At 63.1% G+C, this 14,204-nt stretch carries 15 protein-coding genes and 1 riboswitch; of the genes, 9 read left to right on the forward strand and 6 right to left on the reverse strand.

Annotated features, from left to right (window positions below; translation table 11 throughout):
• Positions 1-57: 57 nt before the first annotated feature.
• The 5 genes from thiC to K1X12_RS04510 form a co-directional block, all read right to left on the reverse strand.
• Complete coding sequence (gene thiC, locus K1X12_RS04490; protein WP_220986434.1) at positions 58-2,025, reverse strand: phosphomethylpyrimidine synthase ThiC; 1,968 nt, start codon at positions 2,023-2,025, stop codon at positions 58-60.
• Positions 2,026-2,062: 37 nt separating this feature from the next.
• Positions 2,063-2,174, reverse strand: a riboswitch (TPP riboswitch).
• Between the two features lie 303 nt (positions 2,175-2,477).
• Entirely contained in the window at positions 2,478-3,431 is a 954-nt protein-coding gene (locus K1X12_RS04495; RefSeq protein ID WP_220986435.1) for a hypothetical protein, read from the reverse strand.
• Between the two features lie 90 nt (positions 3,432-3,521).
• Complete coding sequence (locus tag K1X12_RS04500) at positions 3,522-3,860, reverse strand: ArsC/Spx/MgsR family protein (protein ID WP_220986436.1); 339 nt, start codon at positions 3,858-3,860, stop codon at positions 3,522-3,524.
• Between the two features lie 107 nt (positions 3,861-3,967).
• Positions 3,968-4,207, reverse strand: coding sequence for a DUF2164 domain-containing protein (locus tag K1X12_RS04505; protein ID WP_220986437.1), 240 nt, complete (start codon positions 4,205-4,207; stop codon positions 3,968-3,970).
• On the reverse strand, positions 4,204-4,950 hold the full coding sequence (locus tag K1X12_RS04510) for a phosphodiester glycosidase family protein (RefSeq protein WP_220986438.1): 747 nt from the start codon (positions 4,948-4,950) through the stop codon (positions 4,204-4,206). The genes K1X12_RS04505 and K1X12_RS04510 overlap by 4 nt, the downstream gene beginning before the upstream one ends.
• A gap of 283 nt (positions 4,951-5,233) precedes the next feature.
• On the opposite strand from K1X12_RS04510, the gene K1X12_RS04515 reads away from it, so the two are divergent.
• From K1X12_RS04515 to K1X12_RS04525, 3 genes are all read left to right on the forward strand, one after another.
• The gene (locus K1X12_RS04515) at positions 5,234-5,779 is read left to right on the forward strand and encodes a PadR family transcriptional regulator (protein ID WP_220986439.1); all 546 of its coding nucleotides are present in this window, start codon (positions 5,234-5,236) and stop codon (positions 5,777-5,779) included.
• 727 nt (positions 5,780-6,506) lie between these two features.
• A complete protein-coding gene (locus K1X12_RS04520; protein WP_220986440.1) occupies positions 6,507-7,130 on the forward strand; it encodes a hypothetical protein in 624 nt (207 codons plus the stop codon).
• Positions 7,131-7,147: 17 nt separating this feature from the next.
• On the forward strand, positions 7,148-7,459 hold the full coding sequence (locus K1X12_RS04525; protein ID WP_220986441.1) for a winged helix-turn-helix domain-containing protein: 312 nt from the start codon (positions 7,148-7,150) through the stop codon (positions 7,457-7,459).
• 75 nt (positions 7,460-7,534) lie between these two features.
• Here K1X12_RS04525 and K1X12_RS04530 read toward each other — a convergent pair whose 3' ends face one another.
• On the reverse strand, positions 7,535-8,317 hold the full coding sequence (locus K1X12_RS04530) for a 3-hydroxybutyrate dehydrogenase (RefSeq protein WP_220986442.1): 783 nt from the start codon (positions 8,315-8,317) through the stop codon (positions 7,535-7,537).
• A 108-nt stretch (positions 8,318-8,425) separates the two neighbouring features.
• Here K1X12_RS04530 and K1X12_RS04535 point away from each other — a divergent pair, with 108 nt between their 5' ends.
• The 6 genes from K1X12_RS04535 (at position 8,426) to K1X12_RS04560 (ending at position 14,182) form a co-directional block, all read left to right on the forward strand.
• Entirely contained in the window at positions 8,426-8,860 is a 435-nt protein-coding gene (locus K1X12_RS04535) for a DUF350 domain-containing protein (protein WP_220986443.1), read from the forward strand.
• A gap of 3 nt (positions 8,861-8,863) precedes the next feature.
• Positions 8,864-9,691 carry a S1 family peptidase gene (locus tag K1X12_RS04540; RefSeq protein WP_225907869.1) on the forward strand — a complete coding sequence of 276 codons (828 nt, stop codon included), beginning with the start codon at positions 8,864-8,866 and terminating at the stop codon, positions 9,689-9,691.
• Positions 9,688-10,569, forward strand: a complete 882-nt coding sequence (gene pyrF / locus K1X12_RS04545) for an orotidine-5'-phosphate decarboxylase (RefSeq protein ID WP_220986444.1) — start codon at positions 9,688-9,690, stop codon at positions 10,567-10,569. Before K1X12_RS04540 ends, pyrF begins: the two co-directional genes overlap by 4 nt.
• 147 nt (positions 10,570-10,716) lie before the next feature.
• Positions 10,717-12,843 (forward strand): PQQ-dependent dehydrogenase, methanol/ethanol family, encoded by a 2,127-nt coding sequence (locus K1X12_RS04550; RefSeq protein WP_220988793.1) that lies wholly within the window; start codon positions 10,717-10,719, stop codon positions 12,841-12,843.
• A 14-nt stretch (positions 12,844-12,857) separates the two neighbouring features.
• Entirely contained in the window at positions 12,858-13,667 is an 810-nt protein-coding gene (locus K1X12_RS04555) for a hypothetical protein (RefSeq protein ID WP_220986445.1), read from the forward strand.
• Positions 13,643-14,182 carry a hypothetical protein gene (locus K1X12_RS04560; protein WP_220986446.1) on the forward strand — a complete coding sequence of 180 codons (540 nt, stop codon included), beginning with the start codon at positions 13,643-13,645 and terminating at the stop codon, positions 14,180-14,182. Before K1X12_RS04555 ends, K1X12_RS04560 begins: the two co-directional genes overlap by 25 nt.
• Positions 14,183-14,204 lie beyond the last annotated feature (22 nt).

Below are 14,204 nucleotides of genomic sequence, written 5' to 3' on the forward strand. Positions count from 1 at the left end.
GGCCGTCCTTGTATTTTCTGAGTTTTCAGGGAATTTTTGCGGGATGCTGCAGGCCGATCAATCGATCGGCTCGCGCTTGCTTCCATCCTTGGAAAGATAAATCTCTCCGCCCTTGTCGAGGAACTCCTTCGACTTTTCCTCCATGCCTTTCTTCGCTTCGGCGGCCTGTTTCTCCAAGTCCATCCGTTCGTTCTCGGACATTCCGGCGGCGTAGTCGCGCACTTCGGCGGTGATCTTCATGGAGCAGAATTTCGGGCCGCACATGGAGCAGAAATGGGCCACTTTATGCGCGTCTTTCGGCAGGGTCTGGTCGTGGAAGTCGCGGGCGGTTTCGGGGTCCAGTGCCAGGTTGAACTGGTCTTCCCAGCGGAATTCAAACCGCGCTCTTGAAAGCGCATCATCGCGCAGCTGCGCGGCCGGGTGGCCCTTGGCCAGGTCTGCGGCATGGGCGGCCAGGCGATAGGTGATCACGCCGACTTTCACATCGTCCCGGTCAGGCAGGCCCAGATGCTCCTTGGGCGTCACATAGCAGAGCATCGACGTGCCGAACCAGCCGATCATCGCCGCGCCAATGCCTGACGTGATATGATCGTAGCCGGGGGCAATGTCGGTTACAAGCGGCCCGAGCGTATAGAAGGGCGCCTCGCCGCATAGCTTCAGCTGCTTGTCCATGTTCACCTTGATCTTGTGCATCGGCACATGACCGGGCCCCTCGATCATCACCTGGCAACCCTTCGCCCAGGCGATCTTCGTCAGCTCACCAAGGGTTTCAAGCTCTGCAAACTGCGCCGCGTCATTGGCGTCGGCTATCGCGCCGGGGCGCAGACCGTCGCCGAGGGAAAAGGAAACATCATAGGCGCGCATGATGTCGCAGATTTCCTCGAAATGGGTGTAGAGGAAGCTCTCCTTGTGATGGGCGAGCATCCATTTCGCCATGATCGATCCACCGCGCGAAACGATGCCGCAAACGCGCTTGGCGGTGAGGTGGATATACGCCAGCCGTACACCTGCATGGATGGTGAAATAGTCGACGCCCTGTTCGCACTGCTCGATCAGCGTGTCGCGGTAGACTTCCCAGGTCAGGTCTTCGGCAATGCCGTTCACCTTCTCCAGCGCCTGATAGATCGGCACGGTGCCGATCGGAACCGGGCTGTTGCGGATGATCCATTCGCGCGTGTTGTGGATGTTGCGACCGGTGGAAAGGTCCATCACATTGTCGGCGCCCCAACGGGTCGCCCACACCATCTTTTCCACTTCCTCTTCCACGGAAGAGGCGACGGCGGAGTTGCCGATATTGGCGTTGATCTTCACAAGGAAGTTGCGCCCGATGATCTGGGGCTCCAGCTCGGCATGGTTGATGTTGGCCGGAATGATGGCGCGTCCACGGGCAATCTCGTCACGGACGAATTCCGGTGTGATGAACTCCGGAATGTCCGCGCCGAAGGAATTGCCCTGCTCGATCTGCGCGGCTGCGCCGGGAAGGGCTTCCCTGCGGCCGAGGTTTTCCCGCTCCGCCACATAGATCATCTCCTTGGTGATGATGCCGGCACGCGCGAATTCATACTGTGTCACCAGGGGCCTGCCTTCAGCATTGACCGGCGGGTCCATATCCAGTGAGCAGGGCGATGACGCACAGTCGATCTTGTCGATACGGCTCAGGCCGCGCAACGGTTTGTGTTTTACCGGGAATTCACGCGCGAGATATTTGCCGGTGGCGCCGCCATTGTCTTCAGGTTTGACTTCGCGGCCCGCATACTCCTCCACGCCGCCTCGCTCGATCACCCAGTCGCGGCGGTTTCGGGGCAGGCCCTTTTCCACGTCGATCTCGGCCGCCGGGTCCGAATAGGGGCCGGAGGTGTCATACACGCGCACTGGCGGCTCGTTCGCCGACGGATGAAGATCAATCTCGCGGTGGGGCACGCTGATGCCGGGCGCGGGCTGGGTGTAAACCTTACGGCTGGCAGGCAGGGCACCGGTCGTGACCTTGGGGGCGTCGAAATCGCCGGATTTGGTGGGCTTGTTCATGTGGGTCTCCAAACAGTTGTGAAGACCCGGGAGCGTTTAGCGTCTCGGTTTCCGTTCCTACGCCGGCGCGACCCGGATCAGGTTCAAAGGGTGCTGGAGCGGTATCGGCCCCATCTCAGCGCTTTCCGTGCGCGCCCCTCGGATCGGCAGACCTTAGCGCGGTTTCCGGCAGGTGAAAAGCGCGCGCGGGGACCTTTCTGCGGGGCAGGCGTATGGTTAAGCGAAAAGCGGCCAATGGGGCACGCAAGATGAAAGCATTCCACGCCATATTGACCGCCGTGCTGGTCCTGCTTCTTTGCGGTGATGATGATTTTTCGGCTTGTCGAGGGGGGCCGCCGCCGATGGGGCCGGGCAGGCCGCCGGTGAGGTGGCTGCCGCAACCGATGCTGCCGTCGAGGACATCGCCGCCGACATTGCCAACGAGCGCGACGAGAACTGATGGCCGGGCCGCGTTAAGGCGCGAGCTTTTCCCCGGCGGTCCGCCAGATAGCCGCTTCGCGGCGGCGCTCGTCATCAATGCTGGTGCCCAGCGGCGCCAGTTTCAGGAACGCGTCGAGATGCGGCTTCGCTTTGCCGGCCAGCGGGCGCGCGCGGGCGTCCAGCTCGGCCTTCTTGGCCTTCATCTCGTCCTCATCGAAGATTGAGGTGTTGAGGCTGGCATTCGACCAGAACCATCCGCCATTCTTGTACGGCTGAAGCTCTGAATAGTGATAGCCCCACTCGCTGAGGCGGACGACTTCCTGTCCGTAGAGGCGGGCGAGCGCGTATTCCAGGTCGCGCCGGTGCAGGGGGCAGGCGGCGCGCAGCTTCGTCAGCCGCGTCTCGGCCAGCGCATAGAGGGCCTGATCGGACTTGCCCTCCACATTCGTGTTCCAGAGGTTTGCTTCTTCCGTCAGGCGGCCGGCAGAATGGTCCGCATACGGGCAGACGGCATACGCTTCGCCGGAAAGCATCCGGGGGGTATGCCCATTTTGCGCCAGCATGGCCGCGTACGGCAGGACGGTATTCAGCAGCGTGCTCGTCGCCTGGGCATAACCGTAATAGTCGATTGTGCTGCCATCGCGGTTCTTGAGGATCGCCGCGCCCAGTTTGGGGTTCCATGAATAGTCGTTCTGCCGGATCGCGGTTTCAGCGAGGGCGAGATAGTCCTGCATCGTGCCCGGAATGGCCGATGACGGGATCACGGCGGTCAGCAGCGTCGCGGCCAGCGCCTGCGCATGCGAGCGGGTGGGGCAGGTCATCACCGCCCATTCGGCAAGCTCGGCCACCGGCGCCGCATCGGACTGCTCGCCCAGCTGGATCGCCTGGATCATGTCATAGAGGCGTTGCTCCGCGTCAGCCGGGCACTCTGCCGCCGCATTCAGGGAAACAGCCAACAGGCCCAGCGTGGCGAGCAGAATGCGCATGAATTGAAAGCCTCCCGATGCGTCTTCGGGAAGTATAGGCCGGGCCAGCGTTTCAGGAACACCCCCTGAAGGGGGAGGGCGCCGCCGCCTTTAGCCAAGCCGCGCCTTGGTCTCCGCGCTCCAGCCGACGAACACCTCGCCGCCCTGCTCGATCACCGGGCGTTTGATCAGCGTCGGATTGCCCAGCAGCAGGCCCTCCAGGCTCACGCCGGAGGCGCGCGCCTTGTCAGCGTCAGACAGGTTGCGCCAGGTGGTGGAGCTGCGATTGACGAGCTTCTCGCCCACGGCCGAGATCCAGCGCGGCAGTTTGGAGGGCAGGTCCGCCTCCGTGCGGATGTCCACAAAGTCTGCCGCCTTGCCATCTGCTTCCAGCTCCTTGAGGGCTTTCTTGCAGGTGTCGCAGTTTTTCAGGCCATAGAGTGTGGTCATCGTCTTTCCTCTTCGTTCAGCATCTTGCTTCAGCGTCTGGCGCGCAGATATGAACGCGCCCGCCCGCCTGCAACCAGCTTATCCCAATCGTAAGCTCAGCTTACGCATCAGCCCGGATCGTCCACGAACACTTCGCCGTCGAGGTCATCCAGCCGCCGCTGGAAATGCTGGCGCACATCCTGAACCGCTTCGTTATACACCGCCGGGCCGAGCAGGGCCGTCATCCGGTCCACCACTTCACCGGCCTGAAACGGGCTGAGAGCGATGTCGAATTCCTGCGAGAACATCAGGCGCAGCTGGTCGATCAGGCGCTGGCGGCGGTCCTCGGAGAGGGCGAGCGTCTTCATTTCCGGATGACGCCGACAATCGGCCCCATGTCCAGCCCGGACTCGCTGCGCTCCATCGCCGGCACATAAACCTTCGAGACCGCCCCATCGAGATAGAGCGCATCGGGCGCGTCCAGTTCGTCGCGGAACAGCCGCGCGAAGGAATGGAAGTTCACCGGCACTTCGCTGATCACGAAGAACACCTTGTGCCCATCGGCGCTGACGCCCACGCCATTGCGCCGGCGCAGGCTTGTCCCGTCGGGGTTCAGCGCCGGGTGCAGCTCGCCCTTGATCACCAGCATCGGGCCGGACTGTGTGGCAAAGCGGGGCGGGGCATCCTTGAACTGTTCGTCGAAGGCGAGCGTTTCCGAAACGCCGGCCGTGTCGCCATCAATCCAGAACACGCCATTGGGCAGCATCCCGAAATTGCCCGGCCCGGCCGAGCGCACGAGGCCCATCTCCGCTTCGCCCTCTTCGATATAGAGGCCCACGGGGCGCCGGTCGTCGTGATACATGCCCGCATTCATGGCGAAGATCAGGTGGCCCCCTTGCGAGGCGACATGATTGGCCAGCCGGTCGAACTGGCCATAGGGCGCGCCCGTCTCGTCCCGCAGGAACAGGCGGATGTCGTCCTCGGCCGTATCGAAGGTGCACACCAGATAGGGCAGGTTTTCGAAGGTGCGCGTCTGGCAGGGGCCTGCAGGCGCCTCGCCGCAGGCAGCCAGAACCGCCATCAGGGCGGGCAGGAGAAGGCGCCGGATCATCCCCTATACCTAGCGGGCGCCGCCGGATTCGCAAACGGCCACGCCAGCGGGCCATGTGGAATTTCACAGTCGCTTGCGCCGGTCCCGCCCCGCGCGATTTCACTTTTCGATATATCGATACTTGAAATTTAGATATATCGGAACGATGTGCCGTTCAGATATATCGAAAGGAGAAAACATGATGTATCGCAATAACCGAGGAAAAGGCGGGCCAAGCGTCCGCATCTTTGTGGATGGCGGCCCCGGTGAAGACCGTGGCTGCGGCGGAAGAAGGGGGCGGCACATGCGCCACGGCAGAGGACAAGGCGAGGGCAGGGGCCGCGGCCACGGTGCGGGCATGGGTAAAGGGGGGCGGGGTGGCCGCGGCGGCCCGCGGCGCGCGCTGGACCACGGCACCCTCCGCCTGCTGATCCTTCAGATGATCACGGCCGAGCCCCGCCATGGCTATGATCTCATTCGCGGCATCGAGGCCCGCACGGGCGGCGCCTATGTGCCCAGCCCCGGCGTCATCTATCCCGCGCTGGAAACCCTGCTGGATCTTGGCTGGGCCGCCGCTGAAACCGAAGGCAGCCGCCGCCTGTTCCGCATCACGCCGGAAGGGGAAGCAGAGCTTGCCCGCGAGGCCGCGACGCTGGACCAGGTGAACGAACGCCTCGACGCCCTTCAGGCCAGCGATGCGCCGGAAGACCCGGATGACGTGCGCGGCGCCATGCGCCGCCTGCGCCACACGGTCATCGAAACGGTCCGCGCCGCCCCGGAAGACACCGCCCGCCGCAGCGCGCTGGCCGCCATCCTCGCCGAAGCCCAGGAAAAGATCTCCCGGCTCTAGGCGGTCTGCGCATCGGGTCGCCATACATCAGTCTCCGGACTGGCGGAGCCATCCGGGTTTGGGGCAGGTGTTGGCTCCTGATGCGGAGCCTTGCGCGGCGGGCGCCGCGGCGCCCGGAAAAGAAATGTTGTGTGCGGTGTGGGCGCTACGCCCGCCGCGCTTCTGCCGCCGGAGTTTCGGGCAGTTATCGGGATGACTTCGGCGCTGCCAGGTCTTGCCCGTCCCTCCGGCAATCGCAGTGCGATTGCTGATCCTCGGAACCCGTCAACTCTCGTGGCCTTCTCCTTGCGGGGAAGGCGGGCCAGTCGGGTTTCTCTACCGGCTTTATGGTCCGGCTCACCCGGATCAATGTCCCTAGAGAGAGGCTGGACCGTTCGCCCCAGCCGCCTCCCATCCTCCGAGGCGACCTCCTACAAACCGAACGGTACCGGCCCGGCTCCATGTGAGAGGATGCGGGTATTGTGATCGCGTGGGGGAGCCAGCCGGATAAGTCGCGTGTTCGGCGCCTGTAGCCGTCATCCTGGTTTGGCCGCAGGCCAAGACCGGGATCCAGCGGATGTGTTGGAATTGCTGGGCATTCTGGGTCCCGGATAATCGCTTCCGCGATTTCCGGGATGACGGAGGAGGGGGTGTGGCGGTGTTGGACAGGGTGGGGCCTATCCATGGGGTATTGACGGATCTTATTCGGCAAACTACTTTGTATTTCAAAGTTAATGTGGAGATGACCATGACCCGATCGCCGACCCTTGCTGAAGACCTCAGCTATATTCGTGACCTGGCCGAATCCGGGCAGAATGCGCCGCTGCTGGGTGGCCGGTTCCTGGCGATGTGGGGCGGGCTGGTGACGGCTGCCTATATTGGCCACTACCTGATTTCCGCCGGCGTCTTCGGCGAGAATGGCGCCGCCTATCTTTATATGTGGCTCGCCTTTGGCATTCTGGGCGGCCTTGGCCAGTTCCTGATGGTGTCGCGCATGGGGCCAAAGCCGGGGCAGGCCTCTGCCGGAAACCGTGTGCAGACGGTTCTCTGGACCACGGCAGGACTGTTCCTGTTTGTCTATTTCGTCAGCCTGATGGCGCGCGTGATGCTGACCGGCGAGGGCGTGGAAGGCTTCTATTGGTCCGTGCCGATGGTGCTGGGCCTTTATGGCATCGGGCAATTCGTGACGGGAGCGATCTCCGGCCAGGGCGCGCTGAAATTTGCGGGCATTGCAGCCTTTGCGGGTGTCGCGGCAACCGTTTTCATGACGGGCACGGAATATATCTGGCTGGCGGGGGCGGGCGCGGCTTTCCTGGCAGTGTGCGTGCCCGGCATCATGATGATGCGGGCCGAGCCCTCCGACACCGTCTGAGAGGGGATCACTGCGCGATGAGCGAGGACAATCCCTTCGACCACAATGACATTGACGATGTCATCCATGGCCGCCTGCGCCTCGGTGTGATGGCCTATCTCTCAACCGCCAGCCCGGCTGTGTTCGGCGAGTTACGCGACAAGGTGGGGGCCACCGATGGCAACCTGTCCACCCATCTGAAGAAGCTGGAAGAGGCAGGGTATGTGACGCAGGAGAAGCGCTTTGTCGGCAAGAAGCCGCAGACACGCGTGTTCCTGACGGACAAGGGTCGCAAAGCCTGGCTGATCTGGATTTCGCGGATGGAAGCCATCATGAAGGCCGCCGAATAGGCGGGACAGGAAGATCCCTCTCGGACAGACGGAGGGGGGATTTTCTGGTTCGCTTTTGCGGGTCTTTTTCTGGCGCTACTGCGCCGTCCAGCCGCCATCGATCGAGAGGTCGGCGCCGTTGATCTGGGCGGCAGCGTCCGTGCAGAGGAAGCTTGCCAGGGCGGCGACTTCTTCCACCGTCACGAATTCCTTGGTCGGTTGAGCTGCCAGGATGACTTCATTCTTGACCTGCTCTTCGGACATGCCGCGCGCCTTGGCGGTGTCGGCAATCTGGCCATCGACCAGGGGTGTGTGGACATAGCCGGGACAAATGGTGTTGCAGCGCACGCCGAAGGTTGCCCCTTCCAGCGCGGTTGTCTTTGTGAGGCCGGAAATGCCGTGCTTGGCGGCGACATAGGCTGACTTGAAAGGTGAGGCGACCTTGGCATGGGCCGAGCCCATATTGATGATGCGGCCCCATTTCTGCTTTTTCATATGGGGTAGGACGAGGCGGGTCGTGTGGAAAGCGGCTGACAGGTTCAGCGCAATGATGAGATTCCACTTCTCGACCGGGAACTCCTCGATCGGGGAAACGAACTGTACGCCGGCATTGTTCACCAGAATATCGATGCCGCCGAAGGTGGCCGCAGCCTCCTTCATCATCGCCTCGATGGCGTCGGCCTTCGAGAGGTCGGCGGCCGAGTAGGTGGCCTTTACTTTATAATCCTTTTCGATTCCGGCACGAAGTGCCTCGATCTCGTTCGCGTCACCGAAACCGTTAAGCACGATGTTAGCCCCGTCGGCTGCAAGACGCAGCGCGATGGCCTTGCCGATACCGCTGGTTGAGCCTGTTACGAGGGCTGTTTTACCGGCGAGCATGTTGCTCTCTCCTTGAGGCTGGCCTTGAGGCAGGGGGACGCACTGGGTAGGGTCTGTCAGGGGGCTTTCAGATGCGGGGGGTAGACCCGCAAGCGAGGATTAACAAGGGTGTTACTGGGCGAACTCAGCGCTTTCGATGCGGCCTTCCCGCGCTTCCTAATGTCAACCGGACTGGCCGCGTTGCTGCTGCTGACGGCGTCTGCCGTCTATGTTCTGCTCACGCCGTGGAAGGAACTTGCGCTGGTGAAGAAGGGCAACACCTCCGCCGGTGTCGCCCTTGCCGGGGCGGTCGGCGGGCTGGCGATTCCCATCGCCTCGACGCTCGCTTCTTCCGTTTCCCTCCCCGAACTTGTCCTGTGGGGCGCCATTGCGCTGCTCATGCAACTCATTACCTATCGTATCGTGGACCTCATCCTGCGGGACATCCCGCGCCGGATCTCGGATGACGAGATGGGCGCGGCGGTGCTGCTTGCGGCGGCAAAGCTCGGCACGGGGCTGATCTTTGCGGCAGGGCTGTGGGATCCGGTGTTGCAGAGGATCTGACGGATGCGCGGCTTTGACTGGGTAATCTACCTTGCCGCGCTCGGATTTATTCTGCTGGTCGTCTTTTCATTGGCGCCGGAAGCAGAAGCGCCCGAACCGCCGCCCCCCTCCATCATTGCCGAAGAAATGGGGCCGTTGCTGCCCGACCCTTCGCCGCTGGACGAGCTGGTGGTGGTGCAGACCGGGCCGCCGCAGAACGGTGTGGGCACTGCCTTCGCGGTCAATTCGCGGGGCGACTGGCTGACGGCCCGGCATGTGGTGGAAGGCTGTTCGAAGGTGAGCCTTGAGGTGGCGCCGGGCAATTATGTGCCCGTGGCGCGGATTTCCCTCGATGACGGGCACGACCTTGCGCTGATTTCGACGGGGCGCAGTCCCAATCCGGTGACGTTGGACCTGACATCGCCGATGTATCTTGGCAATGAGGGGTTCCTTGTAGGCTTCCCTCAGGGCCAGCCGGGCGAACTCGCAGGCAAACTGGTGGGCCGTTCGCGCCTTGTGACGCGCGGTACGCGGGAGGCAGAGATGCCGATCCTCGCCTGGGCTGAAGTTGGCCGCACCAGCGGTCTGAAAGGCACGCTGGGTGGGATTTCCGGCGGACCGGTGTTTGGCAAGGATGGTTCGGTGCGCGGCGTGATCGTGGCCGAAAGCCCAAGACGCGGCAGGATCTATACAACTGCGCCGCAATCGGTTGAGGCGTTTCTCGCGGTTATGGGCGTGGTGCGGGAGGCCGGGCCGGCTGATGCTTTTCAATTGCGCAATTATGGCGCAGCTTCGGACACAGCGCGGCGGCGCTTGCAGGTGGTGAAGGTTATGTGCGAAGTGGGGTCATGATCGATTTTGCCACCCGACTGACCGAAGGCACGCGGAAATTCGGCCCGCTCTGTGTAGGGATCGATCCGCATCCGGGCCTTATTCCAGAGCTGTTTGGCGGAGATACGCCCGAAGGCGTCCGCAATTGGGCGCTGGCGATGGTGGACGCCGCTGCCGGCAAGGTGGCGATCATCAAGCCGCAGGTCAGCCTGTTCGAGCGCCACGGGCCGGAAGGCATGGCGGCGCTGCAGGCGGTGGGCCGGGCAGGGCGCGCGGCAGGTCTCCTGGTGCTGATGGATGCCAAGCGCGGCGACATCGGCACGACGGCGGAGGGCTATGCCAACGCCTATCTGGCATCGGGCGCGCCGTTCGAATGCGACGCGCTGACGGTGAACCCCTATATGGGCCTCGATACGATCGAGCCTTATGCAAAGATCGCAAAAGCGGAAGGCAAGGGCGTAGTCGTGCTGGTGCGTACGTCCAATCCCGGCGCGGCGGACTTCCAGCGACTCGATACCGGTGGCAAGCCGCTCTATGTCCGCGTGGCTGAGGCGCTGGCGCCGCTGAGCGAGCGGCTGATGAGCCCCTGCGGCTGGTCGAACCTGATGATGGTTGTCGGCGCCACCGCGCCGGAGGAAGCCCGTCAGGTCCGGGCTGTGGCCCCGAAGGCGCTGTTCCTTGTGCCCGGCTATGGCGCGCAGAATGGCCGGCCGGAGGATGCGATGGCGGGCCTGATGAGCACGGGCAATGCAGTTGAAGGCGGGGTGATCAGCGCGTCCCGTTCGATCAGTTTCCCGTCTGCGGCTGCAGGCGCGGGCAGCATCGATGCCTGGCAGGCAGCCATCGCGTCGGCTATCGAAGCGGCCAGGGCGGAACTGGCGGGCGCCGCCTACGCCTGACGCGCTCCCGCGGCGTCACATCTCGACTTTACGCTGCAAGCGGCTAGTCTTCCCGGCGACATGATCCTGCGCGCACGGCGCCGCGGGACGAGGTCTGGGAGGATTATCGTGAGCAAATTTGTGAAGGCCCGCTGGGCCAGCCCACTGATGGCTGTGGCAGCGGCGGCGCTGGTTCTGGCGGCCTGCGGACAGGGACAGCTTCAGAAGGCGGAGCCGCGCGGCTTTGCAGCAGTCGATACGGCGCGCATCTCAGCCGAGAGTGGCGGCAATGAATGGCTCACCTATGGCGGCACGTATGACGAGCAGCGCCACTCCAAACTGACCGCGATCAATAAAGAGAATGTCGGCGAACTGGGTGTTGCCTGGACCTATGACCTGGCCACCAATCGCGGCGTTGAGTCGACCCCGATCGTGGTTGACGGGACGATGTATGTCACCTCCGCCTGGTCGATCGTCTATGCGTTGGACGCCAAGACCGGCGCCGAGAAATGGGTGCATGATCCGGAGGCGGACCGCGCTGTGGGCGTCAATGCTTGCTGCGATGTCGTCAACCGCGGCGTCGCTGTCTATGACGGCAAGGTCTATGTCGGCGTGATCGATGGCCGGCTGGAAGCGCTTAACGCCGCAACCGGCGAAGTGGTCTGGAGCACGGTGACCGTCGACCAGTCCAAGCCCTACACGATCACCGGCGCGCCGCGTGTTGTGAATGGCAAGGTGCTGATCGGCAATGGTGGCGCCGAGCTTGGCGTGCGCGGATATCTCTCCGCCTACGATGCAAATACCGGCGAGCTTGTCTGGCGGTTTTACACTGTGCCGAACCCGGCAAAGCAGCCCGATGGTGCGGCCTCGGACGATGCTTTCGTCAAGGTGGGCAACGTGACCTGGGGCGATGAAGGCGCCTGGGTGACCGATGGCGGTGGCGGCACGGTCTGGGATTCGATCGTTTATGACGAAGTGAACAACCAGATCATCTTCGGCGTTGGCAATGGCTCGCCCTGGAACCGGAATTTCCGCGATCCGTCGGCAGGCGATAACCTGTTCCTTTCTTCCATCGTTGCGGTGGACGCCGAGACGGGCGCGTACAAATGGCACTTCCAGACGACGCCGGGCGACAACTGGGATTACACGGCGACACAGACGATCATTCTGGCGGACCTGCCGCTGGGCGAGAATGGCGCGCCGCGCCGCGTGGCCATGCAGGCACCGAAGAACGGCTTCTTCTATGTGGTCGATGCGGCGACGGGCGAGTTCCTGTCGGGCGACGCCTATGTGCCGATGAACTGGGCAACTGGCCTTGATGAAAATGGCCGGCCCATCGAAGTGCCCGAAGCACGTTATTCCAAACAGCCTTACGAGCAGTTGCCCGGCCCGCTGGGCGGCCATAACTGGCACCCGATGGCGTTCAACCCGGACCTCGGCCTGGCCTATATTCCGGCCCAGGAAATTCCGCAGGCGTATTCTGAAGATCCGCGTTTCAATTCCCGCCCGGTTGGCTGGAACACCGGCGTCGACTTCTCTGCAGGCGTGCCGCCGATTGCGCCCCCGGAGGTCGCCAAGTTCCTGCGTTCAAGCCTGAAGGGCCGCCTGATCGCTTGGGATCCGGTGGCGCGCCAGCCGCGCTGGAGCGTTGAGCATGGCAATGCCTGGAATGGCGGTGTGCTCTCGACGGCAGGCGGGGTGGTCTTCCAGGGCAAGCTCAATGGCGAGTTCGTGTCCTATGACGCGGCCACTGGCGACAAGCTTTGGAGCTATAATTTGAAATCGGGCGGCGCGTCCGGCCCAGGCACCTTTATGGTCGATGGCGAACAGTATGTGACCATCACGACCGGATGGGGCTCTGCCTTCGCGCTGGCAGCTGGATTTGCCTATGACGACAAGGTCGCCTCCACGGTGGGCAAGGTTGTAACTTTCAAGATGGGCGCGACGGGCGAGATCGCCGACGCGGGCCTGGCGCCGATTGATGCGACACCCAAGGGTGAAGCATTCGGCTCGCTGGCGCTGGTTTCGGAAGGCGCCGTTCACTATGCCCGTAACTGCATGGTCTGCCATGGCCCGCTGGCGGTTTCTTCCGGCGTTCTGCCGGACCTGCGCTGGTCGGCCATCGCGGGCAATGCGGATGCTTGGAAGGGCGTCGTCATCGACGGCAACCTCTCGGCCAACGGCATGGTGTCATTCTCCGAATACATCACGCCGGATGAAGCCGAAGCGATCCGGGCCTATGTGCTGACGCAGGCGCATGCGGCCTCCGCGCCGGCAGAACAGCCCAGCCCCTGATGCAGGAAGGCCGGGTGGGGGGGCAGAGAAAGCCCCCCCGCAAAGGGCTTTCCCTGGTCGTTGATCCGCGCAGCTGGCCGATTGATCGGTTGGTTGCGCTGATCGTCTCGATCGGCGCGCTGGCCGCCATGACTGCGTCTGTCCGCTCCTGCAAGGTCGGCGAGCAACAAGCTCAGATTGCCGAGCGAAGTTTTGTCCGCGGACAGCAGGTGATGCTGCCGGTGACCTATGAGCCCGGCCTGATCCGACTGAAGGCTGTGGAGGCAAATCACCTTTTGCAGGCCGGGCATGTTTCATTGCCCAGCGAAGTGTCTCTGGCTGAGCAAGCCATCGGACCCGGCGGCGCCATTGCCTATGACTACGGGTTTGCCGCAGATATCCGCCGGTATCTGATGGAGAAGCTGAAGCTGAGGGCGGAGGTGATCTCGTCGGGAGAGATCAGCCTGCCGGTGATGATCTTCTCTTACTGCACCGTGTCCGGAGAGCCGCGAGAGGATATCTCCGCCTATTGGATGACTCTCCGGTTCCGGGTGAGCCTGGAGCGCGGCGTGTTCGAGCTGGAGCCGACGAGCATGGTCTTTGCTACTCGCTTTGCGGAGAATATGGCGCAGGGCGGCCGCGAAGCGCTGGACTATTACCAGCAGGAACTGGACGCGATTTTCGAGAGCAGCGGGCTGGAGCTGAAGGTCAGCCACCTTGGCGCGCCCAAAGTGGTGGCACCGCCGCCGCAGGGAGGCGCCCTTAAACCTTACCGAAAAGGAAGATGGCGCGGGCCGAGCGGCGGGATTAGAATGATGCCATGCATGTTGTTCTTGCTGCCCTGACCATACTCGTTGCCGTTGCCGTGTGGACCTGGCGCCTGCGGATGGCCCGGCGTGGACTGGACGAGCTGGCCGAAGTGGCCAAAACGGTTGCCAATGCGCCGCGCCGGCTCTCCTTTAAATGGCGGGCGGGGAAGGGCGGCGTCGATCTGATCGAAGACCCGAGGGAAGCTGCCGCGATCATGATGATGATGGTGGCGCTGGCGCGTGGTGGATTGCTGAGCGCCCGGCAGGGCGATGTGATCGAAGAGGAGATCCGCACGCATTTCGATTTCACCGATGCGGAGGCCGAAGATCTTGCAGCGCATGCGGCCTGGGTGGCGAGCAGCCAATTACCTGGTGAGGAAGCAATGCGTCGGCTGAGCAGGCTGATCGTGAATTCCGCCCAGCTCGGACCGAAGGAAGTGGTCGATCTCGACATGATGCTGGTGACGGTTTCGGAGGCAGAGGGCCTGCCTACGCGAGCCCAGCTTGGGCTGCTGCAGATCTATCGTGACATGGCCGGTCTGAAGACATAGGCCAGCGACAATTTTCTGTCAC

Origin of the sequence: Hyphomonas sediminis (assembly GCF_019679475.1) — a bacterium.
In the GTDB taxonomy this organism is placed as follows: Bacteria; Pseudomonadota; Alphaproteobacteria; order Caulobacterales; family Hyphomonadaceae; genus Hyphomonas; species Hyphomonas sediminis.

Coding starts and splice junctions, on each gene's coding strand:
- K1X12_RS04495 (WP_220986435.1), bottom strand. CDS start 3,431: ATGCGCATTCTGCTCGCCACGCTGGGCCTGTTGGCTGTTTCCCTGAAT.
- K1X12_RS04550 (WP_220988793.1), top strand. CDS start 10,717: ATGGCTGTGGCAGCGGCGGCGCTGGTTCTGGCGGCCTGCGGACAGGGA.
- K1X12_RS04530 (WP_220986442.1), bottom strand. CDS start 8,317: ATGCTCGCCGGTAAAACAGCCCTCGTAACAGGCTCAACCAGCGGTATC.
- thiC (WP_220986434.1), bottom strand. CDS start 2,025: ATGAACAAGCCCACCAAATCCGGCGATTTCGACGCCCCCAAGGTCACG.
- K1X12_RS04505 (WP_220986437.1), bottom strand. CDS start 4,207: ATGAAGACGCTCGCCCTCTCCGAGGACCGCCGCCAGCGCCTGATCGAC.
- K1X12_RS04510 (WP_220986438.1), bottom strand. CDS start 4,950: ATGATCCGGCGCCTTCTCCTGCCCGCCCTGATGGCGGTTCTGGCTGCC.
- K1X12_RS04540 (WP_225907869.1), top strand. CDS start 8,864: ATGCGCGGCTTTGACTGGGTAATCTACCTTGCCGCGCTCGGATTTATT.
- K1X12_RS04525 (WP_220986441.1), top strand. CDS start 7,148: ATGAGCGAGGACAATCCCTTCGACCACAATGACATTGACGATGTCATC.
- K1X12_RS04500 (WP_220986436.1), bottom strand. CDS start 3,860: ATGACCACACTCTATGGCCTGAAAAACTGCGACACCTGCAAGAAAGCC.
- pyrF (WP_220986444.1), top strand. CDS start 9,688: ATGATCGATTTTGCCACCCGACTGACCGAAGGCACGCGGAAATTCGGC.
- K1X12_RS04560 (WP_220986446.1), top strand. CDS start 13,643: ATGCATGTTGTTCTTGCTGCCCTGACCATACTCGTTGCCGTTGCCGTG.
- K1X12_RS04520 (WP_220986440.1), top strand. CDS start 6,507: ATGACCCGATCGCCGACCCTTGCTGAAGACCTCAGCTATATTCGTGAC.
- K1X12_RS04515 (WP_220986439.1), top strand. CDS start 5,234: ATGCGCCACGGCAGAGGACAAGGCGAGGGCAGGGGCCGCGGCCACGGT.